Annotated in this window: 27 protein-coding genes; 14 read left to right on the top strand and 13 right to left on the bottom strand. The window is 69.4% G+C overall.

From position 1 onward, the window contains the following. Window positions 1-9: 9 nt before the first annotated feature. From efeB to FHY06_RS15080, 6 genes are all read left to right on the top strand, one after another. The gene (efeB, locus tag FHY06_RS15105; protein WP_221404247.1) at window positions 10-1,299 is read left to right on the top strand and encodes an iron uptake transporter deferrochelatase/peroxidase subunit; all 1,290 of its coding nucleotides are present in this window, start codon (window positions 10-12) and stop codon (window positions 1,297-1,299) included. Window positions 1,300-1,358: 59 nt separating this feature from the next. Continuing rightward, window positions 1,359-2,195, top strand: coding sequence for an iron uptake system protein EfeO (gene efeO / locus FHY06_RS15100; RefSeq protein WP_184605643.1), 837 nt, complete (start codon window positions 1,359-1,361; stop codon window positions 2,193-2,195). 211 nt (window positions 2,196-2,406) lie between these two features. Beyond that, the gene (locus tag FHY06_RS15095) at window positions 2,407-2,709 is read left to right on the top strand and encodes a FeoA family protein (protein WP_019654612.1); all 303 of its coding nucleotides are present in this window, start codon (window positions 2,407-2,409) and stop codon (window positions 2,707-2,709) included. Continuing rightward, window positions 2,702-4,597 (top strand): ferrous iron transporter B, encoded by a 1,896-nt coding sequence (gene feoB / locus FHY06_RS15090; RefSeq protein ID WP_019654613.1) that lies wholly within the window; start codon window positions 2,702-2,704, stop codon window positions 4,595-4,597. The genes FHY06_RS15095 and feoB overlap by 8 nt, the downstream gene beginning before the upstream one ends. Before the next feature lie 131 nt (window positions 4,598-4,728). Next, window positions 4,729-5,019 carry a DUF6587 family protein gene (locus FHY06_RS15085; RefSeq protein WP_184605642.1) on the top strand — a complete coding sequence of 97 codons (291 nt, stop codon included), beginning with the start codon at window positions 4,729-4,731 and terminating at the stop codon, window positions 5,017-5,019. Between the two features lie 5 nt (window positions 5,020-5,024). Next, entirely contained in the window at window positions 5,025-6,209 is a 1,185-nt protein-coding gene (locus FHY06_RS15080) for an FAD-dependent monooxygenase (RefSeq protein ID WP_184605641.1), read from the top strand. A gap of 135 nt (window positions 6,210-6,344) precedes the next feature. On the opposite strand, the gene FHY06_RS15075 is transcribed toward FHY06_RS15080, so the two are convergent. From FHY06_RS15075 to FHY06_RS15040, 8 genes are all read right to left on the bottom strand, one after another. After that, the gene (locus tag FHY06_RS15075) at window positions 6,345-7,595 is read right to left on the bottom strand and encodes an SMI1/KNR4 family protein (RefSeq protein ID WP_184605640.1); all 1,251 of its coding nucleotides are present in this window, start codon (window positions 7,593-7,595) and stop codon (window positions 6,345-6,347) included. 128 nt (window positions 7,596-7,723) lie between these two features. Next, the gene (kynA, locus tag FHY06_RS15070; protein ID WP_126185374.1) at window positions 7,724-8,584 is read right to left on the bottom strand and encodes a tryptophan 2,3-dioxygenase; all 861 of its coding nucleotides are present in this window, start codon (window positions 8,582-8,584) and stop codon (window positions 7,724-7,726) included. Next, window positions 8,581-9,867 (bottom strand): kynureninase, encoded by a 1,287-nt coding sequence (gene kynU, locus FHY06_RS15065; RefSeq protein ID WP_184605639.1) that lies wholly within the window; start codon window positions 9,865-9,867, stop codon window positions 8,581-8,583. The genes kynA and kynU overlap by 4 nt, the downstream gene beginning before the upstream one ends. A 10-nt stretch (window positions 9,868-9,877) precedes the next feature. Continuing rightward, complete coding sequence (kynB, locus tag FHY06_RS15060; RefSeq protein WP_184605638.1) at window positions 9,878-10,531, bottom strand: arylformamidase; 654 nt, start codon at window positions 10,529-10,531, stop codon at window positions 9,878-9,880. Between the two features lie 83 nt (window positions 10,532-10,614). Further along, window positions 10,615-10,929: a YkgJ family cysteine cluster protein gene (locus FHY06_RS15055; RefSeq protein ID WP_019654620.1), complete on the bottom strand. Its 315-nt coding sequence runs from the start codon at window positions 10,927-10,929 to the stop codon at window positions 10,615-10,617. Further along, a complete protein-coding gene (locus tag FHY06_RS15050) occupies window positions 10,926-11,480 on the bottom strand; it encodes a hypothetical protein (RefSeq protein WP_126185377.1) in 555 nt (184 codons plus the stop codon). Before FHY06_RS15050 ends, FHY06_RS15055 begins: the two co-directional genes overlap by 4 nt. A gap of 37 nt (window positions 11,481-11,517) precedes the next feature. Next, window positions 11,518-12,447: an ornithine carbamoyltransferase gene (gene argF, locus FHY06_RS15045; protein WP_019654622.1), complete on the bottom strand. Its 930-nt coding sequence runs from the start codon at window positions 12,445-12,447 to the stop codon at window positions 11,518-11,520. Continuing rightward, window positions 12,444-13,652, bottom strand: a complete 1,209-nt coding sequence (locus FHY06_RS15040) for an aspartate aminotransferase family protein (protein ID WP_132797218.1) — start codon at window positions 13,650-13,652, stop codon at window positions 12,444-12,446. The genes argF and FHY06_RS15040 overlap by 4 nt, the downstream gene beginning before the upstream one ends. Window positions 13,653-13,813: 161 nt before the next feature. Here FHY06_RS15040 and FHY06_RS15035 point away from each other — a divergent pair, with 161 nt between their 5' ends. Next, window positions 13,814-14,179 (top strand): DUF3579 domain-containing protein, encoded by a 366-nt coding sequence (locus FHY06_RS15035; protein ID WP_126185378.1) that lies wholly within the window; start codon window positions 13,814-13,816, stop codon window positions 14,177-14,179. Window positions 14,180-14,335: 156 nt separating this feature from the next. Here FHY06_RS15035 and rpsT read toward each other — a convergent pair whose 3' ends face one another. After that, window positions 14,336-14,650 carry a 30S ribosomal protein S20 gene (gene rpsT, locus FHY06_RS15030; RefSeq protein ID WP_019654625.1) on the bottom strand — a complete coding sequence of 105 codons (315 nt, stop codon included), beginning with the start codon at window positions 14,648-14,650 and terminating at the stop codon, window positions 14,336-14,338. A gap of 118 nt (window positions 14,651-14,768) precedes the next feature. Between rpsT and murJ the strand changes: the two genes are divergently transcribed. The 7 genes from murJ (at window position 14,769) to FHY06_RS14995 (ending at window position 21,811) form a co-directional block, all read left to right on the top strand. Then, on the top strand, window positions 14,769-16,322 hold the full coding sequence (murJ, locus tag FHY06_RS15025; protein WP_184605637.1) for a murein biosynthesis integral membrane protein MurJ: 1,554 nt from the start codon (window positions 14,769-14,771) through the stop codon (window positions 16,320-16,322). 82 nt (window positions 16,323-16,404) lie between these two features. Continuing rightward, a complete protein-coding gene (locus tag FHY06_RS15020) occupies window positions 16,405-17,256 on the top strand; it encodes a SirB1 family protein (RefSeq protein ID WP_184605636.1) in 852 nt (283 codons plus the stop codon). 4 nt (window positions 17,257-17,260) lie between these two features. After that, complete coding sequence (locus FHY06_RS15015; RefSeq protein ID WP_132754738.1) at window positions 17,261-17,689, top strand: bleomycin resistance protein; 429 nt, start codon at window positions 17,261-17,263, stop codon at window positions 17,687-17,689. A 138-nt stretch (window positions 17,690-17,827) separates the two neighbouring features. After that, the gene (locus FHY06_RS15010) at window positions 17,828-18,259 is read left to right on the top strand and encodes a YciI family protein (RefSeq protein ID WP_019654629.1); all 432 of its coding nucleotides are present in this window, start codon (window positions 17,828-17,830) and stop codon (window positions 18,257-18,259) included. Window positions 18,260-18,293: 34 nt separating this feature from the next. Beyond that, the gene (locus tag FHY06_RS15005) at window positions 18,294-18,719 is read left to right on the top strand and encodes a YciI family protein (protein WP_184605635.1); all 426 of its coding nucleotides are present in this window, start codon (window positions 18,294-18,296) and stop codon (window positions 18,717-18,719) included. Beyond that, on the top strand, window positions 18,716-20,008 hold the full coding sequence (locus FHY06_RS15000) for an RNA polymerase sigma factor (protein WP_132797226.1): 1,293 nt from the start codon (window positions 18,716-18,718) through the stop codon (window positions 20,006-20,008). Before FHY06_RS15005 ends, FHY06_RS15000 begins: the two co-directional genes overlap by 4 nt. Before the next feature lie 195 nt (window positions 20,009-20,203). Further along, the gene (locus tag FHY06_RS14995) at window positions 20,204-21,811 is read left to right on the top strand and encodes a M14 family metallopeptidase (protein ID WP_184605634.1); all 1,608 of its coding nucleotides are present in this window, start codon (window positions 20,204-20,206) and stop codon (window positions 21,809-21,811) included. Window positions 21,812-21,817: 6 nt separating this feature from the next. Here FHY06_RS14995 and FHY06_RS14990 read toward each other — a convergent pair whose 3' ends face one another. The 4 genes from FHY06_RS14990 to FHY06_RS14975 all read right to left on the bottom strand — a co-directional run bounded on the left by FHY06_RS14990 (window position 21,818) and on the right by FHY06_RS14975 (window position 25,208). After that, on the bottom strand, window positions 21,818-22,822 hold the full coding sequence (locus FHY06_RS14990) for a GlxA family transcriptional regulator (protein ID WP_184605633.1): 1,005 nt from the start codon (window positions 22,820-22,822) through the stop codon (window positions 21,818-21,820). Beyond that, window positions 22,783-23,415, bottom strand: a complete 633-nt coding sequence (locus FHY06_RS14985; RefSeq protein ID WP_184605688.1) for a DJ-1/PfpI family protein — start codon at window positions 23,413-23,415, stop codon at window positions 22,783-22,785. The genes FHY06_RS14990 and FHY06_RS14985 overlap by 40 nt, the downstream gene beginning before the upstream one ends. A 14-nt stretch (window positions 23,416-23,429) precedes the next feature. After that, on the bottom strand, window positions 23,430-23,990 hold the full coding sequence (locus tag FHY06_RS14980) for a cysteine hydrolase family protein (protein ID WP_019654634.1): 561 nt from the start codon (window positions 23,988-23,990) through the stop codon (window positions 23,430-23,432). A 126-nt stretch (window positions 23,991-24,116) separates the two neighbouring features. Beyond that, a complete protein-coding gene (locus FHY06_RS14975; RefSeq protein WP_126185385.1) occupies window positions 24,117-25,208 on the bottom strand; it encodes an AI-2E family transporter in 1,092 nt (363 codons plus the stop codon). Between the last annotated feature and the right edge of the window lie 50 nt (window positions 25,209-25,258).

Genomic DNA, 25,258 nt, shown 5'->3' with positions numbered 1-25,258 from the left:
GACAGCACCATGGACAAGTCGAACGAGCCCGTTTCCCCGCACCGCCGCCGCATGCTTGGCGCGGCAGGTGCCGCCTTCGCCGGCCTCGCCGCCGCATCGGCCCACGCCGCCGCTGCGCCCGCTGCCGCGGACGGCGGCGCGCAGGTCACCGACGCGCCGCAGAGCACCCACACGCAGGACCGCGTGCCCTTCCGCGGCAGGCACCAGGCCGGCATCGTCACGCCGCGTCCGACCGCCGGCATGATCGCGTCGTTCTACGTGCTGGCCGAGAACCGCGCCGACCTGGAGCGCCTGTTCCGCACGCTCACCGAGCGCATCGCCTTCCTCACGCAGGGCGGGCCGCAGACGGACCCCGACCCCAGGCTGCCGCCGGCGGGCTCGGGCATCCTCGGTCCGGTGGTGCAGCCGGACGGGCTGACGGTGACGGTGTCGGTCGGCTCATCGCTCTTCGACGAGCGCTTCGGCCTCGCGAAGAAGAAGCCGCTGCGGCTGAACCAGATGCAGCGCCACCCCAACGACGCGCTCGATGCCGCGCTGTGCCACGGCGACCTGTCGATCCAGTTCTGCGCCAACACGCCCGACACCAACATCCACGCGCTGCGCGACATCATCAAGAACACGCCCGACCTGCTGGTGCTGCACTGGAAGCAGGAAGGCACGGTGCCGCCGATCCCGGCGGTGCCGGGCAAGCCGGCCGAGAGCGCGCGCAACTTCCTCGGCTTCAGGGACGGCTCGGCCAACCCCGACTCGGCCGATGGCGGGCTCATGGACCGCATCGTCTGGGTGCAGCCCGGCAGCGACGAGCCGGCCTGGGCCGCGGGCGGCAGCTACCAGGCGGTGCGCATCATCCGCAACTTCGTCGAGCGCTGGGACCGCACGCCGCTGCAGGAGCAGGAGGCCATCATGGGTCGCCTGAAGCCGACCGGCGCGCCGATGGACGGCGGCAGGACCGAGCACGACGTGCCCGACTACACGAAGGACCCCGAAGGCAAGGTCACGCCGATGGATGCGCACATCCGCCTGGCGAACCCGCGCACCAAGGCCACCGAAAAGAACCTGATGCTGCGCCGGCCCTTCAACTATTCGAACGGCGTCACCAAGTCGGGCCAGCTCGAGATGGGGCTGCTGTTCATCTGCTACCAGGCCAACCTCGAGGACGGATTCATCGCCGTACAGAAGCGCCTCGACGGCGAGCCGCTCGAGGAATACATCAAGCCCATCGGCGGCGGCTTCTTCTTCACGCTGCCGGGCGTGCGGGACGAGCGCGACTGGCTGGGGCGCTCGCTGATGTCCGCCTGAAGGCCGGGCCTTCCGAGGCCCCGCAAGTTTTTTCATCACTGCCCAGAACAAGGAGATCCATGACCGTGCAGTTCCGCCGCCACTTCCTCGCCACTCTCGTCGCAGGCTTCGCCGGGCTCCATGCCGCCGGCGTGCAGGCCGCCGTGTCGCCGCTCGAGCTGGTCGGACCGATCTCCGACTACAAGATCTACGTCGCCGAGAACGTGCGCAAGCTGGCGGCGGACACGCGCGCCTTCACCGCCGCGGTGAAGGCCGGCGACATCGAGAAGGCGAAGAAGCTCTACGCACCCACGCGCACGAGCTACGAGCGCATCGAGCCGGTGGCAGAGCTCTTCAACGACCTCGACAAGGCCATCGATTCGCGCGCCGACGACCACGAGAAGGCGGAGAAGGACCCCGATTTCGGCGGCTTCCACCGCATCGAGTACGGCCTGTGGGTGCAGAAGAGCACCAAGGAGCTCGCCCCCGTGGCCGACAAGCTGCTGGCCAACGTGCTCGAGTTGCAGAAGCGCCTTTCCGCGCTGACCTTCCCGCCCGAGAAGGTGGTGGGCGGCGCCGCCGTGCTGATGGAGGAGGTGGCCGCCACCAAGATTTCCGGCGAGGAGAACCGCTACAGCCACACCGACCTGTGGGACTTCCAGTCCAACTTCGAGGGTGCCTACAAGATCGTCGAGCTGCTGCGCCCGCTGGTCGTGAAGGAGAACAAAGCCTTCTCGGACAAGACCGAAGCCAACTTCAAGGTGGTTTTCGACACGCTGGCCAAGTACAGGACGGCCGAAGGCGGCTTCGAGACCTACTCGAAGCTCAGCGAGCGCGACCGCAAGCTGCTGGCCGGGCGGGTCAACACGCTGGCCGAAGACCTCTCCAAGCTGCGCGGCATGCTGGGGCTCAACTAGGCTCTCCCCCAGGCCTCGCGCACTTCGCGTCGCTGCGCCGACCCCCTTCCGGGGGCACCACCTGAGGCCCGGCAAAGCCGGTTCCTCGGTGTTTCTGGCCTTGCAGCCCCCTTTTTGAGGGGGTAGTCAGGTTTTCGCGAGTGAGAATTGCTAGCATCTGGGTTTTGCTTAAAGAGATGCGCCCGATATTCAGGGCGTCTCCGCCCCCACCGTGCGAACCAACGATTTCGGCGCAGCGCCGACCACCGCCGTCGCCCTGAGCCTCGACCAGCTTCCCGACAACCAGTGGGCCACCGTGCTCGACGTAGCCCGCCCCGACAGCGCCGACGACCGTGACCTCGTGCTGCGCCTGACCGAAATCGGCTTCGTTCCGGGCGAGGCGGTACGCATCGTCGCCAGCGGCATCCCGGGCCGCGAGCCGCTGGCCGTGCGCCTGGGCCACACCACCTTCGCGCTGCGCCGCCACGAGGCCGCGCTGATCCACGTCACGCCGGGAGCCGCCAACCATGGTTGAAGCCGTCATCCAGGGCCCGGGCCGGCTCGCACCCACCGCCCAGCCGGGTCGCATCGCGCTGCTGGGCAATCCCAACTGCGGCAAGACCGCGCTGTTCAACCTGCTCACCGGCAGCCGCCAGAAGGTCGCCAACTACGCGGGCGTGACCGTCGAGCGCAAGGAAGGCACGCTGCGCACGCCCTCGGGCCGGCGCGTCTTCGTGCTTGACCTGCCCGGCGCCTACAGCCTGAACGCGCTGAGCGCCGACGAGGCCGTCACCCGCGACATCGTCACCGGCCAGAGCAAGGAAGCGCTGCCCGACCTGCTGGTGTGCGTCACCGACGCCACCAACCTCCGCCTGAACCTGCGGCTGGTGCTCGAAGCCCGACGGCTCGGCCTGCCGATGGTGGTGGCGCTCAACATGACCGACATGGCGAAGAAGCAGGGCATCGCGGTCGACACCGCGGTGCTCTCGCGCGAACTCGGCGTGCCGGTCATCGAGACGGTCGGCGTGCACACCGGCGGCGCGCAGGGCCTGCTCGCGGCGCTCGACACGCCCGTGGCCGCCGCCGCGCCGCAGCCCTGGCAGGCGCCGGACCTCGACGACGTGCTCGCCACCCAGCGCGAGGTGCGCCGCATCCTCGGCCTCGCGGTGAAGGAGCCGGTCGGCAGCCTCGCCACCAGCGACCGCATCGACCGCGTGGTGCTTCACCCCGTGTGGGGCATGCTGGTGCTGGCCGTCACCATGTTCCTGATGTTCCAGGCCGTGTTCAGCTGGGCCAACGTGCCGATGGACGCCATCAAGGCCGGCACGGAAGGGGTGGGCACCCTGCTGAAGACCTACATGCCCGAGGGCATGCTGCAGAGCCTGCTGGTCGACGGCGTGGTCGCCGGCGTGGGCGGCGTGATCGTCTTCCTGCCGCAGATTCTGATCCTTTTCCTGTTCATCCTCGCCCTGGAAGACTCGGGCTACCTGCCGCGCGCGGCCTTCCTGCTCGACCGCGTGATGGGCACCGTGGGGCTGTCGGGCCGCTCGTTCATTCCGCTGCTGTCGAGCTTCGCCTGCGCCATTCCGGGCGTGATGGCCACGCGCACCATCAGCAACTGGCGCGACCGCATCACGACGATCATGATCGCGCCGCTGATGACCTGCTCGGCGCGGCTGCCGGTGTATGCACTGCTCATCGCGGCCTTCATCCCGGCGCGCACCGTGGGAGGCATCTTCAACCTCCAGGGCGTGGTGCTGTTCGGGCTCTACGTGTTCGGCATCGTCTCGGCCATGACCGTGGCCTGGGTCATGAAGCGCTTCCGCGACAACGCGCAGCATTCGCCGCTGCTGATGGAGCTGCCGGCCTACCGCTGGCCCAACCTGCGCAACCTGGCGCTGGGCCTGTACGAGCGCGCTTGGATCTTCATCCAGCGCGTGGGCACGATCATCCTCACGCTGACGATCCTGCTGTGGTTCCTCTCGACCTTCCCGTCGCCGCCCGAAGGCGCGACCGGCCCGGCCATCCAGTACAGCCTGGCCGGCATGATCGGCCGCGGCCTGGAGCACATCTTCGCGCCCATCGGCTTCAACTGGCAGATCTCGATCGCGCTGGTGCCGGGCATGGCGGCGCGCGAGGTGGCCGTGGGCGCGCTCGGCACGGTGTATGCGCTGTCGGCCACGGGCGACGACGTGGCGGGTGCGCTGGAGCCGCTCATCGCCGGCAGCTGGACGCTGGCCACCGCGCTGTCGCTGCTGGTCTGGTACGTGTTCGCGCCGCAGTGCATCTCGACGCTGGCTGCCGTGAAGCGCGAGACCGGCTCGTGGAAGTACGTCTGGATCATGGCGGGCTATCTCTTCGCGCTGGCCTACATGGCCTGCTTCATCACCTACCACGTTGCGGTGGCACTCGGAGCGGGGTAAAAGAGCACATCCCCAGGCTTGCCAGCTTCGCGTGGCCGCTACGCCCTCGCCAAGGCAATGCCTGCGGCCCGGCAACGCCGGCTCCGCGGTATCCACCGCGGTGTAGGCTTCGGGATTGGAGTATTTGAGATATGACGCAACAACTGATCGTCGGATTGATCGTCGCGGCCGCCGCGTTCTACGCGGTCTGGCGCTGGATGCCCGCAGGATGGCGCCGCGGTGCCGCGCAGAAGCTGGCGGCCGGCACGCAGCGCGCCGGCCTGATCGACGAAGAACGCGCCAGGGAGCTCGCCGCCTCGCTCGCCAAGACATCGGGCTGCGGCTCGTGCGACACCTGCGGGAGCTGCGCTCCCAAGACCCCCCTCAAGCAACCGCAAGCCGACCAGGCCGTCAATCCCAGCCCGTCCACGCACGGCCGCTGAGACCGATGCCCGCGCACATCCTCGTCGCCGGGGGCGGCATCGGGGGGCTGGCCACTGCGCTGGCACTCGCCCAGCGCCGCCACCGCGCCGACGTCTTCGAACAGGCTGCGGCCTTCGGCGAGATCGGCGCCGGCGTGCAACTGGGCCCCAATGCCACGCGGCGGCTCCAGAAGCTCGACCTCGGCACCGGGCTCGCCGCCATCGCGGCGCGGCCCGAGGCGCTGGCGGTCCACAGCGCCGAAAGCGGCTCCGAGCTGGCTCGCATGCCGCTGGGCGACGCCATGCAGCAGCGCTACGGCGCTCCCTACTTCTGCGTTCATCGCGCCGACCTGCACGGCCTGCTGCTCGAGGCCGTGCGCACGCGCGGTACCGGCACGCTGGTGACCGGCGCCCAGATCCGGCAGGTCGAGACCAGCGACGACCTCGTCTGCCTCTCGAGCACCGACGCGCGCGCCTGGGAGGGCGAAGCCGTGGTCGGGGCCGACGGCCTGTGGAGCATGGTGCGGCGGCAGCTCGACAGCCCCGGCGCCGCGCAGCCGCCACGCGTCACCGGCCACACGGCCTGGCGCGCGCTGGTGGAGCAGTCCGCCTTGCCGGCCGCATTGCGACGTTGCCGGGTCGATGTCTGGCTCGGTCCGCGCCTGCACGCGGTTGCGTATCCGGTGCGCCGCGGCGAATGGCTCAACGTGGTCGTGATCGCCGAGTCCGCCCCCGCCGGCGACGCGCGCGACTGGGACCAGTCCACCAGCATCACCGCCCTGAAGCAGGCCATGGGCCGAAGCTGTGCCGGCCTGCAGTCGCTGCTCGACGCCATGCCCGCCTGGCGCGCATGGTCTCTGGGCGACCGCGCGCCGATGACAGGCCCTGCCGACATGGCGCACGAACGCGTCGCGCTGGTGGGCGACGCTGCGCACCCCATGGTGCCGTACCTCGCGCAGGGCGCGGGCATGGCCATCGAGGACGCGGTGGCGCTCGCCGACGCGATGGCCGACGCGGATGCGGCCGACGTGCCCGCAGCCTTCGCCCGCTACGCCGAGGCGCGCTGGGCTCGCAACGCGCAGGTGCAGGCACGCGCACGCCGCAACGGCGAGATCTTCCACGCCACCGGCCCGGTGCGGCTGGGCCGCGACATGGCGATGCGCCTGCTCGGCGCGAAGCTGCTGGACCAGCCCTGGCTGTACGGCGGCTGATATCCGGCTCGGCCTCCAGGCAGCACCCCAATACCAGGAACACCGCGGAACCGGCTTTGCCGGGCCGCTGGTGCTGCCCCCGGTGAGGGGGGGGCGCGGCGACACGAAGTGCGCGATTGCCTGGGGGAGAGCCTTTTACAAGCTGAAGGTCTGCAGATGGTCGATGCGCTCGGCCAGCCCTTCCTGTCCGAGGTAGTGGCCGTACTTGCCGCCCTGCATCTTCGCAAGCGCGGTCTCCAGCTCGAGCAGCATCGCGTCGCGCTCAGCGATGAACGCGGCAGGCACGTCGATGCCCGCCTTCGCGCATGCATCCGCGATCAGGTGCGCGCTCGCCGGCGCACCGCAGGCCGCGCACTTGACGATGGCCGCGACGTTGGGTTCTGCGCCGTTGTCCAGCAATGCGGCCGTGAGTTCGGGCGAGATCTGGCCGTCGATGTTGCGCAGTGCATCGGCTGCCACCGGCGCGCCGGCGCGCACCAGCGCCGAGGCGGCGGCGAAGGCCCCCTGGCCCACCGCGACGTCGGTGGCCAGCGCGCTGCCCTGTTGCGGTCCGTCGAAGGCCACGCCCGCAGCGGCGAGCTCGGCGATGAGCCGCGCGTCGTCTGTTCCGATCGCATGGCGCAGGGCCACCCGCGCCAGTTGCGGCTTGTGGCGCAGTGTGCCTTCGGCCAGCGGCGTGCGCCAGTCGACGACGGCGCGGCAGTAGAAGGTCACCAGCTTGTCCATCAGGTCGAGGTCGAGCCCATGGTCCTCGTGCCTGTCGTCGAGGTAGGCGAGCAGCGTCTGGCCCGAGAAGTAGTCGCTGGTGGGCGCGAGCGGGTCTTCGTCCAGGTGCAGCGCCGCGAAGGCGCCGTGCAGGTCTGGCGCGATGGTGTTCACGCTGTCTTCGTGCAGCGCGTGTGTCCAGGCAGGCGGCAGGCCTTTCTTCCAGGCGACGATCTGCCCGTGCGCAGCGCCGGGCTCGACCACCGCGTAGATCCTGTCGGTGTACTCGAAGCCGCCGAAGGGCAGGTGCGTGAGCTTGCCGCTCCACGGCGTGCCGCTTTCCTCGGCGGCCTCCTGGGCCAGCTCCTGCTCGTGGTCGATCCAGCCCTGCAGGTCGTTGTAGCCGTCGCTGCCGTTCCAGAAGAGCTCGCTCCAGCTGATGCCCTCCAGGTTGCCGTTCATCTCCAGCGACAGGTCGTAGTCGAGACGCCCGCCGGCGGTCTCCCGCCAGAGCGCGACCAGCGCTTCGGGCAGAGGGCCAGAGCAAAGTGCCTGCACCGCGTCGATCTGCTCTTGCGGCATCGGCGGCTGCGCTTCGAAGATCACGCGATCGGCGAAGAGCACGATGCCGTGCTCGCGCAGTGTGGTCAGCTCGTCGGGTGTGAACCGGATGTCGTTCATGTCGGCGCCTCCATCGTTCTCAAAAATGTAGCGCTTTGAGCTCGCGGGGCAATCCGGTCCACCCCAGCTCCATGAGGGCGTTTGCGGCGGGTGAAGGGCGTGCCGGTGCTTCATCCGCCGCGCGCAGGCTACAGATCCGTGCGCAGCTTCCAGATCTCGGGGAACAGCACCACGTCCAGCATCTTGCGCAGATAGCTCACGCCGCCGGTGCCGCCGGTGCCGCGCTTGAAGCCGATCACGCGCTCGACCGTCGTCACGTGGCGGAAGCGCCAGAGGCGGAAGGCGTCTTCCAGGTCGGTGAGCTTCTCGCCGAGCTGGTAGAGGTCCCAGTGGTCGTGCGGGTTGCGATAGACCGTGAGCCAGGCGGCCTCCACGCCGTCGCTGAGCTCGTAGGGCTGGGTCCAGTCGCGCTCCAGCCGGTCGGCGGGCACGGGCAGGCCGTGGCGCGCGAGCAGGCGCAGCGACTCGTCGTAGAGCGACGGTGCGCGGTACGCGGCATCGACCTGCGCGAGCAGATCGGCGCGGTGCGCGTGCGGCTTGAGCATGGCGGCGTTCTTGTTGCCGAGCGCGAACTCGATGCAGCGGTACTGCGCGCTCTGGAAGCCGCTGGAGCTGGCGAGGTAGGGGCGCATGGCCGTGTACTCGGGCGGCGTCATGGTCGACAGCACGGTCCAGGCGTTGACCAGCTGTTCCATGATGCGGCTCACGCGCGCGAGCATCTTGAAGGCGTCGGGCAGCTTCTCCTGCGCGATGCAGGCGATGGCGGCATGCAGCTCGTGCAGCATCAGCTTCATCCAGAGCTCGCTGGTCTGGTGCTGGACGATGAAGAGCATCTCGTCGTGCGCGGGCGACAGCGGATGCTGCGCGTTGAGGATCTCGTCGAGGTGCAGGTAGTCGCCGTAGCTCATGGACTTGCTGAAGTCCAGCTGCGCCTTCTCCTCGTGGACGATGCTCTCGGGGCTCGCGGAGGTGTTGTTGTCGGCGCTCATGTCACTGCGTTCTTGCGGTTGAATTCGGGGCGTCGCCACTCGCCGGTCTCCAGCACCTGCACGAGGTGCTCGACCGAGTTCCACACGTCCTCGAAGCCGATGTACAGCGGCGTGAAACCGAAGCGCAGGATGTCGGGCATCTGCGAGTCGCCGGCGCGGTAGTCGCCGATCACGCCGCGTGCGATGAGGGCCTGCACGATCGCGTAGGCGCCTTCTTCCCTGCTGAGGCAGACCTGCGAGCCGCGCTGGGCATGGTCGCGCGGCGTGACCAGCGAGAGACCGTGGCCGGCGCAGCGCTCCTCGACCAGCCTGATGAACATGTCGGTCAGCGCGAGCGACTTGGCGCGCAGCGCGGACATCGCACCGTGGTCCCCGTTGAAGGACTCGGCCGCGAGCACCGTGTCGAGCCCGCATTCGAGCCCGGCCAGCGCGATGATCGGCTGCGTGCCGCACAGATAGCGGCCCACGCCCGGAGCGGGGCGGTAGTGCGGCGTGAACTCGAAGGGCGCCGCGTGGCCCCACCAGCCGGACAGCGGCTGCTCGAACTGGCCCGCGTGCCTAGTGTTCACCCAGGCGAAGGCCGGCGCGCCGGGGCCGCCGTTGAGGTACTTGTAGCCGCAGCCGATGGCGTAGTCGGCGTTGCTGTCGTTCAGCGCCACTGGCACGGCGCCTGCGCTGTGCGCAAGGTCCCACACGGTGAGCGCGCCCACGGCGTGTGCTGCGGCGGTGACGGCCTTCATGTCGTGCATGGCGCCGGTGCGGTAGTTGACATGCGTGAGCATCAGCACCGCCACTTCCTCCGTCAGCACCGAATTCGGACCTTGCAGTTCGCTCGCGTCGATCAGCTTCAGCGTGAAGCCGCGTTCGCGGCACAGCGACTCGGCGATGTAGAGGTCGGTCGGGAAGTTGCTGCGCTCGCTGATCACCAGCTTTCGGCCGCTCGCCTTCTGCTGGGAGAGCGCGGCGAACAGCACCTTGTAGAGATTGACGGACGTGCTGTCGGTGCATACCACTTCGCCGGGCGCGGCGCCGATCAGGCGGGCCACCTTGTCGCCCAGGCGCTGCGGCAGGTCGAACCAGCTCGCGGTGTTCCAGGAGCGGATGAGGCCTTCGCCCCATTCCTTGGTCACCACTTCGGCGATGCGCGCGGGTGCGGCCTTGGGCATCACGCCGAGCGAGTTGCCGTCGAGGTACAGCACGCCTTCGGGAATAGTGAATTGGTCGCGCAGGGCGCGCAGCGGATCTTGCGCGTCGAGCGCGCGGCAGTCTTCAAGGGTCGTCATGGCGGAGGTTTCAGCGAGGGAGTTCGCGCAGCACGGCGCGAACGGGGGAAGCATCGGCGCTGACCAGCTTGAGCGGCAGCGCGATGAGTTCGTAGTCGCCTTCGGGCACGTCGTCGAGCACGAGGTTCTCGAGCACGCGCAGGTCGAGGCGGCGGATGCGTTGGTGGCTTTCCAGCGTCTTGCTGTCGGCCGGGTCGATGCTGGCGGTGTCGATGCCGATGAGCTTCACGCCCATGGCGGCCAGGCGCTCGACGGTGGCGGGCGCGTAGGCAGCGAGCTCCGGGTCCCAGCGGCCGACCGGCATCGTTGCGTAGGTGCGCACCAGCACGCGGGCGGGCAGGTGGCTGTCGATGGCGTGGGAGATGTGCTCCCACTCGATCAGCGGGCCCTTGTCGATGGCGTGGATCACGCGGCAGGGGCCGAGGAAGGGCGTCAGGTCGACGTCGCCGATGGTCTGGCCTTCGGGGTCGTAGTGCAGCGGGGCGTCGGCATGGGCGCCGACATGAGGCGAGAGCTTGATCTCGCTGACGTTGACCGGGCAGCCCGGCGAAATGGTCGCGGCCCAGCGCTGCTGGTAGGGTGTGTCGCCGGGAAAGACCGGCGCGCCTTCATGCACGGGCGGCGAGATGTCCCAGATACGGGGGCGGGGTTGCAGTGAACGCATGGCGCGAAGTTAGCGCCGGGCGAGGGGTCGTGGTGTCGGTTATTTCCAACACCAGACGTGACGAGTTGAAGCCGGGGCCGCGATCAGTGCAGCGAAGACAGCGCGGGCAGGCCGTGCCGGGCCCGCGCACGCTCGCAGGCGTCGCTGCCGGCCTCCAGCTCGTGGCACGGATTCGGTCGCCACTCGTAGATGCCGCAGCCCACCGACTGCCCGATCTTGCCGGTGAGTGCGGCGCAGCGCGGCGATGCGTGGTCGGTGCCGCGCATGCGGCAGATGGCGTCGTTCACCTCTACGGCGAGGCCCGAAGGCACCTTGCCGCCGTTCTCGTCGAGCTCATGCACGCTGAAGTCGACGCGGTAGCTGGCGCAGCAGGCGCCGCATTGCTGGCAGGTGTTCATGGTTGCAGGGCTGCGTCGTGCACGCGCCGCAGGAGCCGGCGGCGGATGAGCCCGCTCGCGGGACGGATCAGCAGCCAGTAGAGGTTGAAGCGGCGCCGCGAGGCCTCGTCGCCGCACCAGATGCGCGTGCGGGTGGTGAGGCGCGTGCCCTGGCCCTCGGGCTGGGCGGTGAAGTTGAGCACCAGCTTGGCAAGGCCGGTGGCGTCGAGCGCGGTGAAGGCGCAGGCGTCGGCGAGCGGAACCAGCCCATAGTCGGACTGCCAGAAGCGGCCCGCGAGGCCGAAGGCCAGCTCGCTCTCGCCATCGCGGCCCAGCGGCGTGAACTCGGCCAGGCTGAAGGCAGGGCGGTGCTGCAGGTTCGACGCGAAACCCAATCGACCTGCGAGCCGGTTCGGCAGCTCGCGCAGCGCGATCAGCTGGCGGGCGACCGGGTCGTCGACCACCTCGGGGCGGCTCGCGATCTCGAGCACGCGACCGGGCGCGGCCGGCACGTGGAGGCTGTGCTCCTCCGCGAACTGGTAGCGCGGCAGGTAGCGGTTCATCAGTTCCATGCGCGGCGCTTCGCGGCTCGGAAGGTTGCCTGCCCGATCAGAGCCTGCCGAGCAGCAGGAACTCCATCAGGGCCTTCTGGGCGTGCAGGCGGTTCTCCGCCTCGTCCCACACCACCGACTGCGGACCGTCGATGACCTCGGCCTGCACTTCCTCGCCGCGGTGGGCGGGCAGGCAGTGCATGAAGAGGGCGTCGGACTGGGCCGCGCGCATCATTTCCTCGTCGACGCACCAGTCGGCAAAGGCCTTGCGGCGCGCCTCGTTCTCTGCCTCGTAGCCCATGCTGGTCCAGACGTCGGTGGTGACGAGGTCGGCACCGCGGCAGGCTTCCATCGGGTCCTTGAAGACCTTGTAGCTGTCGCCCGAGCGGATGCCGGCGATCGACTGGTCGACCTCGTAGCCGCTGGGCGTGCTCACGTGCACGGTGAAGCCCAGGATCTCGGCCGCCTGCAGCCAGGTGTTGGCCATGTTGTTGCCGTCGCCGACCCACGCCACCGTCTTGCCCTGGATGGATCCGCGGTGTTCGATGTAGGTGAAGATGTCCGCCAGGATCTGGCAGGGATGGAACTCGTTGGTCAGGCCGTTGATGACCGGCACGCGAGAGTGTGCGGCGAAGGCGTCGATCTTGGTCTGCTCGTAGGTGCGGATCATCACCAGGTCGACCATGCGGCTGATGACCTTGGCGCTGTCCTCGATGGGCTCGGCGCGGCCGAGCTGGCTGTCGCCGGTGGTCAGGTGCACGACGCTGCCGCCGAGCTGGTACATGCCGGCCTCGAAGCTCACGCGGGTGCGCGTGCTGGCCTTCTCGAAGATCATGGCCAGCGTGCGGTCGACCAGCGGCTGGTGCTTCTCGTAGGTCTTGAACTTCTTCTTGATGATCGCCATGCGATCGAAGAGGTAGGCGTATTCGTCGGCCGTGAAGTCCGAGAACTGCAGGTAGTGGCGGATGGCGGGCGCGGTCGTCGTCATTGGGCTGCAGGCTCCGACAGGAAGTTTTTGACGATGGGCGCGAGGATCGCGACGATCTCGTCGGCCTCGGCGATGCTCAGGATGAGCGGCGGCACGAGGCGGATCACCTTGTCGGCCGTCACGCTCAGCAGCAGGCCGGCGTCGCAGGCGCGGTTGAGGATGGCGCCGCAGGGACGGTCGAGCTCGATGCCGATCATCAGGCCCTGGCCGCGCACTTCCTTCACGCCGCTCAGGCCGCCGAGCTCGCGCTCCAGCGCCGCCTTCAGGTGGGCGCCCACGGTGGCGGCGTTCTCGAGCAGGTTCTGCTCTTCCATGATGCGGATGGTCTCGACGCCTGCGCGCATCGCCAGCGGGTTGCCGCCGAAGGTGGTGCCGTGGTTGCCGGGGCCGAAGATGTTGGCGGCCCTGGGGCCGGCCACCACCGCGCCGATCGGCACGCCCGAGCCCAGGCCCTTGGCCAGCGGCATCACGTCGGGCTTGATGCCCGCCCACTGGTGGGCGAACCACTTGCCGGTGCGGCCCATGCCGCACTGCACCTCGTCGATCATCATGAGCCAATCGCGCTCGTCGCACAGCTGGCGCACCTGCTTGAGGTAGTCCCAGCGCATCGGGTTGATGCCGCCTTCGCCCTGGATGGTCTCGAAGAACACGGCGACCACGTTCGGATTGCCTTCGGTGGCCTTCTTTAGCGCCTCGATGTCGTTCAGCGGTACGCGGATGAAGCCCTCGACCAGCGGGCCGAAGCCGGCCTGCACCTTTGGATTGCCGGTGGCCGAGAGGGTGGCGATGCTGCGGCCGTGGAAGGCGGCTTCGTAGACGACGATCTCGGGGCGCTCGATGCCCTTGTCGTGGCCGAACTTGCGCGCCAGCTTGAGGGCGGCTTCGTTGGCTTCGAGGCCGGTGCAGCAGAAGAAGGCGTTGGTGAGGCCCGAGAGTTCGGTCAGCTTGGTGGCGAGCTGCTCCTGGCCGGGCACGTGGTAGTAGTTGGAGCTGTGGATCAGCTTGGTCAGCTGGTCCTGCAGAGCGGGCACCAGCTCGGGGTGGTTGTGGCCCAGCGTGTTCACCGCGATGCCGCCGAGGCCGTCGAGATAGGCCTTGCCCGCGGTGTCCCAGACTCGGCAACCCTGACCGTGCGACAGTGCGATCGGCAGGCGACCGTAGGTGTTCATGACGTGGGGCGAGGTGGGCTGGGCGGTAGCGCTCATTCGGGTTCTCCAGATAGGGAAGGCGGATTCTAGGCGTGTGCCTTGACGGCTTCGTTGAGGATTGCGCATCACAGCAATGCCCCATGTTCAGGATGCAAAAAGGGGCGCGGATAGAATCGCTTGCTGCACCGCAGCACCTGCCTCGGTCGCTTCATTCAACGATGATTTCCCCCACAGCCAAAGAAATCTTCATCCAGGGCATCACCAAGGATGGCCGGACCTTTCGCCCGAGCGATTGGGCCGAGCGTCTGGCCGGCGTGATGAGCTCCTTCCGGCCCGGCGGCGCCTTTCCGGGCAGCTACCTGAGCTATTCGCCGTGGTGCATTCCCACGACCATCAACGGCGTGAAGTGCGTGGTCGTGAACCGCGCGCTGCGCGACGCCGAGCCGATGGCCTGGGACTTCTGCGTGAACTTCGCCAGGGACAACGACCTGCAGGTCGCCGAGGCCTGCCTGGTGCCCGACGCACCCATCCCGCCTGCGTCAGCCTCTGCGCAGATCCCTGCGACCCCACCCAAGAAGGCCTGACAGGGCCTTTTTCTTTGCCCGCCGTCCGGGTCCGCCTGCATCTGCCAACCGTTCGGGCATGAAAAAACCGCCCGAAGGCGGTTTTTCACTTTGCTGCAGCGCACCCCGATCAAACGGCGGACCGGAGGATTCCGGTCCGGGCTTGCCTGACAGGTGTCAGGCGGCGGCCTTTGCAGGCGCGAGGGCGAGGGCCTTGACCTTGGCCGACAGGCGGCTCTTGTCGCGGGCGGCCTTGTTCTTGTGGAAGATGCCCTTGTCGGCGATCGCGTCGACGATGCTCTGGGCCTTCGCGAACAGCTCGCTTGCCTTGGTCTTGTCGCCAGCCAGAACAGCCTTTTCGACGTTCTTGACAGCGGTACGGTACTTGGAACGCAGCGAGGTGTTCGCAGCGTTCAGCTTGGTGTCCTGGCGGACGCGCTTACGGCCGGAGGCGAGGCGCGGGTTCTTTTTCTTGGGCTTGGCGGATGCCATGATTTATGTCCTTAGGTGTCTGAGGATGATGCAGCAAAGCCCTCCATTATAGGCCGGGTTGGCTTTTCCGCCGAATCCGGGCGTTTCGGGGCTCCGGCGGGGCCTAAACTCGGCCCCCGTGTCCCTGCTCAAATCCGCCTCCACCGTCTCCCTGCTGACCCTCGCCTCGCGGATCACGGGCCTCGTGCGCGACGTGCTCTTCGCCTCGGTTTTCGGCGTCAGCGCGCTCACCGATGCCTTCAACGTCGCATTCCGCATCCCGAACCTGTTCCGGCGCGTCTTCGGCGAGGGCGCCTTCAGCCAGGCCTTCGTGCCGGTGCTGGCCGCCCGCAAGACCGAGGCAGGGGAGGAGGGCGCCCGCCAGCTCATCGACCACGTTGCCACGCTGCTGACCTGGACCCTGGTGATCGTCTGCGTGGCCGGCGTGGCCGGGGCGCCGCTGCTGGTCTGGGCCATGGCCAGCGGGCTGCCCGGCTTCGACGCCGCGGTGGTCATGACGCGGTGGATGTTCCCGTACATCGGCTTCATGTCGCTGGTGGCGCTGGCGGGCGGCATCCTCAACACATGGCGCAAGTTCGCGGTGCCGGCGGCGTCGCCGGTGCTGCTCAACGTGGCGCTGATCCTGTCGATCCTGGTCGGGGCGCCGCTCTTCCGGCACTGGGGCATCGAGCCGATCTACGCCCAGTGCGTGGGCGTCATGGCCGGCGGCGTGCTGCAGCTGGCCCTGCAGATTCCCGCATTGCGCAGGCTGGGCCTGCTGCCGCGGCTGGGCATGAGCCTGCGGGCGCTGCGCACCGCCTGGACCGACCCGAACACGCGCAAGGTGCTCAAGCTGATGCTGCCGGCGCTGCTGGGCGTCAGCGTGGCGCAGATCTCGCTGCTCATCAACACGCAGATCGCATCTCACCTCGCGGTGGGCAGCGTCACCTGGATCACCAATGCCGACCGGCTGATGGAGTTCCCGACCGCGATGCTCGGCGTGGCGCTGGGCGTGGTGCTGATGCCGCAGCTGGCCGGCGCCCGCGCCGCCAAGGACGACGCGCGCTATTCCTCGCTGCTCGACTGGGGCCTGCGCCTCGTGGTGCTGCTGTCGGCACCGTGCGCGATCGCCTTGCTGCTGTTCGCCAAGCCGCTGGTGGCGGTGCTCTTCCACAACGGGGCCTACTCGGGCGAGGACGTGAACCGCACGACCTTGGCGCTGATGGGCTATGGCGTCGGGCTCGTCGGTATCGTGGCGGTGAAGGTGCTCGCGCCGGGCTACTACGCCAAGCACGACACGCGCACGCCGATGCTCATCGCCGTGGGCGTGCTGGTGTTGACGCAGATCCTCAACGTGTTCCTGGTGCCGGTCCTGCAGCACGCGGCGCTCACGCTGACGATCGCCATCGGCGCGCTGGTGAATTCGGCCTGGCTGCTCGTCGGGCTGATCCGCCGCGGCAGCTACAAGCCCGAGCCGGGCTGGGGCAGGTTCGCGCTGCAGGTGGCCGCCGGCACCGCGGTGCTGGCGGGCCTGCTGGTGTGGGGCTCGGCGCATTTCGACTGGGTCGCGCTGCGCGAGCAGCGCCTGCTGCGCATCGGCCTGCTGGCCGCGCTGATCGCCGGCTCGGCACTGCTGTATTTCGGCGTGCTGGCGGCGGTCGGCGTGCGGTTGCGCAGCTTCATCCGCCGCTGAGACCTTGCAGGGGCCTTTCAGGCGTGCGCAATACGCGTGTGCCCCTTCTTGACGCTCCGGAAATGCTCCTCTACAAAGCCACATGACGTTCAGCTTTCAGGTTCCGACCGCCCTGGAATATTTCGAGTCGCTGGTGCGCAGCGACGACCAGTTTCCGCTGCTCGAAGCCGCCGCCAGCCTGGCGCAGGACGAGTACCCCGACCTCGACGTGCAGCAGGTGCTGGGCGACGTCGACCAGCTCCTGGCCCGCCTGCGCCGCCGCCTTCCGGCCGACGCCGCACCGCTGGCCCGCCTGCGGGCGCTGAACCAGTTCTTCTTCAGCGACCTGAACTTCGGCGGCAACGTCAACGACTACTACGACCCCGACAACAGCTACCTCAACGCCGTGCTGCGCACCCGCCGCGGCATTCCGATCTCGCTGGCGGTGCTGTGGATGGAGCTGGCGCAGGGCCTGGGCCTGCAGGCACGCGGCATCGGGTTTCCGGGGCACTTCATGCTCAAGGTCACGCTGCCCAAGGGGCAGGTGGTGATCGACCCGTTCACCGGCAAGTCGCTGTCGCGCGAGGAGCTGGGCGAACGCCTGGAGCCCTACAAGCGCAGCAACGGCCTGGTCGGCGACTTCGACGTGCCGCTGGGCCTCTACCTGCAGCCGGCCAGCTCGCGCGAGATCATCGCGCGCATGCTGCGCAACCTGAAGGAAATGCACCACGCGCAGGAAGACTGGCAGCGCGTCATTTCCGTGCAGGACCGCCTGATCGCGCTGCTGCCCAGCGCCTGGGGCGAGTACCGCGACCGCGGCATCGCCCATGCCGAGCAGGGCAACACGACGCTGGCGGTGCGCGACCTCGAAACCTACCTGGCGAAGGCCGAGGACGCCCTGGACCTCGACGCCATCGCCGAGCGGGTCGCCGCCCTGCGCCGGCTGGCGAGCTGAGCAGATGGCAACCCAGGCCGGCGTCAGCTCCGCGCCCGACCTGGGCACACTGCATCAGTTCCACGGCGTGCAGCCCGTGCTGCCGGTGTCGGACGTCACCCGCGCCGCGCGGTGGTTCCGCGACGTGCTGGGCTTCGAGCTCGACTTCATCGCCGGCGAGCCGCCCAGCTACGCCCGGGTAAAGAAGGGCGACCGCAGCTACGGCGACCCGGTCTACCTGCGGCTGTGGCAATGCAACGCGCGCGAGGCGAAACCCTGGCGCGGCGAGATCGTGATCCACGTGGGCAAGGACATCGACGGCCTGCACGCCGCCTACGTGAAGCGCGGCGTGACGGTCATCGAGCCGCCCGTTTCCCAGCCCTGGGGACTGCGCGAATTCGCGATACGCGAACCCGACGGCCATGTGCTGCGCTTTTGCGGCTACCTGCCCTGAAACCCCAGTTTCCGAAACACAAAATTACAAATGGATCGACGCTTCCGTGTCGATCCGGCGTCCGCCCGTCCGACGTGTGAACAGGAGCGGGCAGGTTCCCTGGCCGCTTCACCCCCATCAACCTTCAGGAGAAACGACATGCGATTCATGATTCTGGTCAAGGCCAACGCCGATTCCGAAGCCGGCGTGATGCCCAGCACCGAAATCCTCACCGCCATGGGCAAGTTCAACGAGGAACTGGTCAAGGCCGGCGTGCTGCTGGCGGGCGAGGGCCTGCACCCGAGCTCCAAGGGCGTGCGCGTGCGCTGCGAGGGACCGACCAAGCGCACCGTCATCGACGGCCCCTTCGCCGAGACCAAGGAACTGCTGGCCGGCTTCTGGCTGTTCCAGTGCAAGTCGAAGGAGGAGGCTATCGAGTGGATCAAGCGCAGCCCCTTCCAGGAAGGCGAGATCGAGATCCGCCAGGTGTTCGAGGCCGCCGACTTCGGCGACTCCATGACGCCCGAGCTGCTCGCCCAGGAAGACCGCCTGCGCGCCGAGACCGAGGCCCGCACCAAGGCTGGCGGCTGAGCCGGCCGCGCCGCCACACCGAAGGAGACGCACCATGCGATTCATGCTGCTGATGATTCCCCACGGCTACGAGAACGCCGCGCCCGGCACCGTCCCAGACGACGTCGAGGCGGTGTCGGCCATGATGGCCTACAACGAGTCGCTGCAGAAGGCCGGCGTGCTGGTCAGCTGCGACGGCCTGCACCCGCCCTCGATGGGCGCGCGCGTGAGCTTCAAGAACCGCAAGCCCAAGGTCGTCGACGGCCCCTTCGCCGAGGCCAAGGAAGTGCTGGGCGGCTTCTGGATCATCGACGTGCCCTCGCGCGCCGCCGCCATCGAGTGGGCCAGCCGCTGCCCCGGCGGCGACAACGAGGTCATCGAGGTGCGCCAGATCCAGGAGATGGAAGACTTCCCGGCCGACGTGCAGGCGGTGGCCGGCGAATTCACCTCGATGCAGACGGTGAAGAAGCCCGAGGCATGAGCCGGGGCGAGGGCCGCGCGGACGCTGCCGCCATCCACCGCACCATCGAGGCGGTGTGGCGCATCGAGTCCGCGAAGATCATCGCCACCGTCGCGCGGATGGTGCGCGACGTGGGCCTGGCCGAGGAGCTGGCCCAGGACGCGCTGGTCTCGGCCCTGGAGCAATGGAGCGAATCGGGCGTGCCCGACAACCCCGCTGCATGGCTCACGGCCGTGGCCAAGCGCCGCGCCCTCGACCGCCTGCGCCACCTGCAGCTGGCCGAGCACAAGGCCGGCGAGATCGGCCGCGAGCTCGACGCGCAGCACGAGATGGCGCAGGACGACTTCGCCGAGGCCGTCGATGCCGCGCTGGACGACGACATCGGCGACGACCTGCTGCGGCTGGTGTTCACCGCCTGCCACCCGGTGCTCTCGACCGAGGCGCGGGTGGCGCTCACGCTGCGGGTGATGGGCGGCCTGACCACCGACGAGATCGCCCGCGCCTTCCTCGTGCCCGAGGCCACGGTGGCGCAGCGCATCGTGCGCGCCAAGCGCACCCTGGCCGAGGCGCGCGTGCCCTTCGAGGTGCCGCGCCGGCACGAGCTGGAGGCGCGGCTCGCCTCGGTGCTGGAGGTGATCTACCTGGTCTTCAACGAGGGCTACTCGGCCACCGCCGGCGACGACTGGATGCGCCCCTCGCTGTGCGAGGAAGCGCTGCGCCTGGGCCGCATCGTGGCCGAGCTGGTGCCGAAGGAATCCGAAGTGCACGGGCTGGTCGCGCTGATGGAAATCCAGGCCTCGCGCACCGCCGCGCGCATGGGGCCCTCGGGTGAGCCAGTGCTGCTGCTGGAGCAGAACCGCGCGCGCTGGGACCAGATGCTGATCCGACGCGGCCTCGCTGCGCTCGCGCGGGCCGAGTCGCTGGGCGGCGCGCTCGGCCCCTATGCGCTGCAGGCCGCCATCGCCGCCTGCCACGGCCGCGCGCGCTCCGCCGACGAGACCGATTGGGGCCGCATCGCCGCCCTCTACGACGCGCTGGCCGAACTCGCGCCGTCGCCCATCGTCGAGCTCAACCGCGCGGTGGCGCTGTCGATGGCCTTCGGCCCGGCGGCCGGGCTGGAGGTGGCCGATGCGCTGCTGGACGAGCCCGCGCTCAAGGGCTATCACCTGCTGCCGGCGGTGCGCGGCGACCTGCTCTTCAAGCTCGGCCGCCTCGACGAGGCGCGCAGGGAGTTCGACCGCGCCGCCTCGCTCACGCGCAACACCCGCGAGCGGGCCCTGCTGCTGGGGCGCGCCCGGGCCTGCACTTGACTCGCCCCCAGGCTTCGCGCACTTCGTGTCGCTGCGCCAATCCCCTTCCGGGGGACGATACCTGCGGCCCGGCGGAGCCGGTTCCGCGGTATCTCTGGAAGAAGAGGGTGCGCCTGCGGCTTTCGGATGCCGGCACAGGTTGAACTGAACGACAGCTGAATCTGCTACGAGTCGCGCCGGAGGACAATGCGCGCCATGCTGCGCGCCCCCTTCCTCCGCTTCCTGTGCGTTTCCGGCCTGGCCCTGCTGTCGTCCGCCTCGGCCCTGGCCCAGTTCGAGCCCGCCAAGGTGTGGGTCGAGCCGCCGGCCATCGCCGCGCGCTTTCCCGATCCGCCGGTAAGCTATGCAACGCCGGGCTTTCGCCCGGGCCGCACCGACTTTCCCTCGCATGCCGAAATGCTTGCCTTCCTCGACGAGTTGGCGCGCCAGTCGTCCAGCGTGCGCATCGAGCGCATCGGGACGTCGCAGCAGGGACGCGAGATGCCGCTGGTGGTGCTGGCCGAGCAGGGCCGCGTCGACCCGACCCGGCCCACGGTGATGGTGATCGGCCAGCAGCACGGCAACGAGCCGGCCGGCGGTGAAGCAGTACTGGCGCTGGCGCAGCAGTTCGCCGCGGAACCGGGCTCGGCGCTGCTGAAGAAGGTCAATCTCGTGCTGGTGCCGCGCGGCAATCCCGACGGCGCCGAGCGCTTCACCCGCGTCACCGCCAACGGCATCGACGTCAATCGCGACCACCTGCTGCTGCGCACACCCGAGGCGCGCGTGATCGCGGCGGCCACCCTGCGCTACGCGCCGCAGGTGGTGCTCGACCTGCACGAATTCACTGTCGGCGGGCGCTGGATCGACAAGTTCGGCGCCGTCATGAAATACGACGGCCTGCTGCAGCCCGCCACCGTGGGCAACATCGACGCTGCCATCGCCGCGAGCGCGCAGCGCGACTACGTCGACGCCATCCAGGCCGCCTTCGCGCGGGCCGGGCTGCAGGGCTTCAAGTACCACACCACCTCCGGCGGCAAGTCCGACGATCGCACGGTGTCGATGGGCGGCGTGCAGCCCGACACCGGCCGCAACGTGAGTGCGCTGCACCAGGCCGTGAGCCTGCTGCTCGAAGTGCGCGGTGTGGGGCTGGGCCGGGCGCATTTCGCGCGCCGCGTGCACACGCAGGTGCTCGCGGCCACCACGGTCATCGAGACAGCGGCGAAGCAGGGGCCTGCGCTGATGCAGCTCACCGCGCAGGCCGGCCAGCGCGCCAAGGCCGATGCCTGCCGCGGCGATCTGGTGGTCGAGGCCTGGCAGACGCCGACGAAGCAGCGGCTCGAATTCCTCGATGCGAAGACCGGCGAGGACAAGGCCGTCGACGTCGAATGGCGCGCCGCCGAGCCGCTGAAGATCGTCAATGCGCGTCCTCGCCCCTGCGGCTACCTGCTGGCTTCGAGCGAGACCGTGGCCGTGCAGCGCCTGCAGATGCTGGGCGTGCGCGTGGAACGCATCGACAGTGCGGCGCCATGGTCGGTGGAGCGCTACGAGATCCTCTCGCAGGCCGATGGCCAGCGGCAGGACGCGCGCGGCGCCATCGAGGACGGCGAGGCGATCCGCAGCTTCCGCGTGCGGCTGCGCCACGGCCGCGCGGTGGTGCAGCCGGGCAGCTTCTACGTGTCGCTGGCGCAGCCGCTGTCGCCGCTGGTCAGCGCGGCGCTGGAGCCCGATTCGCAGAACAGCTACGCGGCCAACCGGCTGCTGGAGATCGGCGACGACAAGCTGCTGCGCGTGCCGGGGCCGGCGCCCGCAGGCGTCTGGCACTGAGCGGCGTCAGGCGCGGGAAGACGATCCCGCTTCCGAAGGCGACCCCGGCAGCCCGAACTGGTGCCATGCGCGGCGCAGCTGCGTGTCGGAGCCGAAGCCCGATTGCTCCGCCGCCCGCGTCACGCTTGCGCCCGAGGCCAGCGCCAGCTGGGCCGTCGCGAGCCGCAGCCGCCGCAGGTAGGCCAGCGGCGCCACGCCCGCATGCTCGACGAAGAGCCGCGTGAGGTGCCGCGCAGAGGTGTGCGCCACCTCGGCCATGCGCGGCACGTTCCAGTCGGCCTGCGGCCGCTCGCTCACGGCGTCCTGCACGCGATGCAGGGCGGCGTGCAGGTGGTTGCGGTAGGCGAGGAAGGGCGAGAGCTCTGGATCGTGCGGCCCCCGGCGCAGCGGCATCACCATCGACTGCGCGACCTGCGCCGCGAGCGCCTCTCCGCACAGCTCGCCGATGCGGTGCAGGATCAGGTCGATGCCGGTGGTCACGCCCGCGCTGCTGTAGAGCGGCGGATCGATCACGAACACGCGGTTGCTCACCACCTCGCAGCGCGGCTCGACCTCGCGCAACTCGCCCAGGTGATGGTGGTGCGTGGTGGCGCGACGGCCAGCCAGCGCCCCGGCGTGCGCGGCCAGCACGGCGCCGGCGCAGACCGTCACCAGCTCCAACCGGCCGCGTTCGAAGCGCAGGCCGCGCAGCCAGTGCAGCAGGTCCTGTGTCTCGGGGTTGTCGATGGCGATGGCGTCGCCGGGCAGGCCGACCAGCACGACCCAGCCGGGGCCGTCCCACGCCGTGGGCAGCGGTGAGAGCCCTGCGAGCGCCACGCCGACCGAGCCCATGGCCGTCGGCCGCGGGCTGGCGAACTCGATGGCGAAGCGCTCGGCCCGCCCCGCCGCGTGCAGCCGCTGGTTGGCGATGCGCAGCGCCTCTGCCGGGCCAGCCCAGTCGAGCACGAGGCTGCCGGGCAGGAGGACGAACACTACGCGGATGGGGGCTGGTTCGGGTTGCTGCGGTTCCATTCGTAGTCCATCTGTCGCGCGGTGCGCTCTGCGAGCTCGAGCCCGGCCAGCCGTTCGACGAGGTGCAGGCTCATGTCGATGCCGGCGCTGATGCCCGCCGAGCTGACGATGCGGCCGTTGTCCACCCAGCGCACGCCCTCGCGCACGTCGAGCGAGGGGAAGCGCTCGCGTAGCTCGGCGATGTCTTCCCAGTGGGTCGTGACCGGGTCATCGGTCACCACGCCGCTTCGGGCCAGCAGGAAGGCGCCGGTGCAGACCGAGGCGACGATCTTCGCGCCGGCTGCCTGATCGGCTATCCAGCGCAGGGTGTCGGAGCAGGCCATCGGCGCGTCGACCACGCCGCCGGGAACGATCAGCACGTCGGCCGCCGGACTGCCGGCCAGCGTGTGGCTGGCCAGCAGCCGGAGGCCTGCACGCGCCTGAACGGCCTGGCCTGCGGTGGCGTGGGCCACCGAAGCGACCTCGAACAGCGCCGGCGAGCCCGGCCGCAGCCGCTGCCCGACCCGGCTCGCAGTGGTGAACACCTCGAAGGGGCCGGCGAAGTCCAGCGCCTCGACGCCGTCGAACGCGAGGATCAGCACGCGCCTGGTCATGCCGCTCATGCCGTTCACGCCACGGCCCGTTCGAGCGCCTGCGCCACGGTGCAGACGGTGGCGAACCGCTCATGCAGCACGGCGGCCGTGCGGGCCTTGATGTCGGCGGCGGCGAGCGGGCTGCCGTCGGGATGCTTCATGTCGAAGGTGAGGGTGGCGTCGGTGACGTAGTCCACTTCCCAGCCCAGGTCGGAGGCGTGGCGGGTGGTGGTCTCGCAGCATTGCTCGGTGCGGATGCCGCTCACGATCAGCCGCCCGATGCCGTTCTGCGTGAGCCAAACGTCCAGTCCGCTGTTGACCAGCGCGCTGTGGCGGTGCTTGGTGAAAGTGGCGGCCGCGTCGAAGGCGGCGAGGCCGCCGATGGGGCGCACGTGGCCCGATTCGATCGCGAAGGGGTTGCTCGCGTCGGAGGGCTCGTCGGTGTGGAAGACCCGCACGATGGGCAGGCTCGCGGCTGCGGCGCCTTCGATCAGCGCGTTCTGCGCGGCGAAGTAGGGCGCGGCCTGGCTTTCGTTCCAGTAGGCGCGCTGGCGGAACGACTCCTGGGCGTCGATCACTATCAGACAGGTTTTCATTGCGGGGCTCGCGGGCGGGAGCGGAGTGGATGATGCCGCTCATTCTTGCGGCGCGCCAGCTTCCGGTCCGCTCGGCGCAGGACCAGAATCGATCAGATCAGGACATCGACCGGGGCGAAGGCCCCGTCAGACCAGCGAAGCCGCCTGCAGCTCTTTCTTCAGGTACGCGTAGTACAGCGGCGCCGCCACCAGCCCGGCCGGGCCGAAGACCGCCTCGGCCACGAACATCACCGCCAGCAGTTCCCACACGCTCATCTGCGTGCGCGCGCCCACCACCTTGGCATTGATGACGTACTCGGCCTTGTGGATCACGATCAGGAAGATCAGGCAGGCCGCGGCCGTGACCGGCGACACCGACAGGCCCACCAGCGTGATCACCGAGTTGCAGACCAGGTTGCCCACGATCGGCACCAGGCCGGCCAGGAAGGTGAGGGTGATGAGCGCCGGCGTGTAGGGCAGGTGCGCGTCCCACAGCGGCATGATGAAGAGCAGGAAGATGGCCGTCAGCAGCGTGTTGAAGGCGGCGATCCAGAACTGGGCCGCCACGATCTGGGCGAAGGCCTCGCCGAAGGTCTGCACGCGCCGGTGCAGCTGTTCGGCCAGCGGCAGGCGCCGCATCGGCGCGTGGGACACGGCGGCCAGGCTGCCGATGATCAGGCCCACGTACGAGAAAAGAATGCCGTGCAGCCACGCGCGTCCTGCCACGGCCAGCGAGCCGGCCTGCGCGCGCAGGTAGTTGGCGATCACGCGCTGCACCTCGGCCGCGCCCTCGGGCAGGTAGACCGCGATCTCCACCGGCAGCTTGGAGCGCAGCTCCAGCACGGTGCGCGCGGTGTAGTCGAGCAGCTCGCGGTACTGGTCGGGCGCATCGACGATGTATTCGCGGGCCTGCGACAGCCCCAGCGTTATCAGCGCGATGGGCGCCAGCAGCACCACCGTGACGGCCACCACGCCGGCCCAGCCCTGGGCGCTGCCGGGCCGCCTGGCCAGCGCCGGAATGCGTCCCAGCCCCGAGGCCAGCAGGCGCGCGAACCAGCGCGTGACGAGAAAGCCGATGCAGACGCACAGCAGGCCCGGCAGCAGGTGCTCCCACATCACCAGCATCAGGGCGCCCAGCATCAGCAGGTAGCTGGCGATGGTCACGCCGCGCGATGCGGCCGGACGGAAGGCGGAGGACGCCGGCGAGGCGATGGGGGAGGGCTGCGGCTTGTTGGCCATCCGGTGCGGGTGCGTGCTCTGTTCTTCGAAAAAGTGGACGCAGCAGCCGG

It is taken from the genome of Variovorax atrisoli (assembly GCF_014195185.1).
Taxonomy (GTDB): domain Bacteria; phylum Pseudomonadota; class Gammaproteobacteria; order Burkholderiales; family Burkholderiaceae_C; genus Variovorax; species Variovorax atrisoli.
The sequence above is the reverse complement of the archived record's forward strand: the minus strand, read 5'-3'. Positions and strand labels throughout refer to the sequence as shown.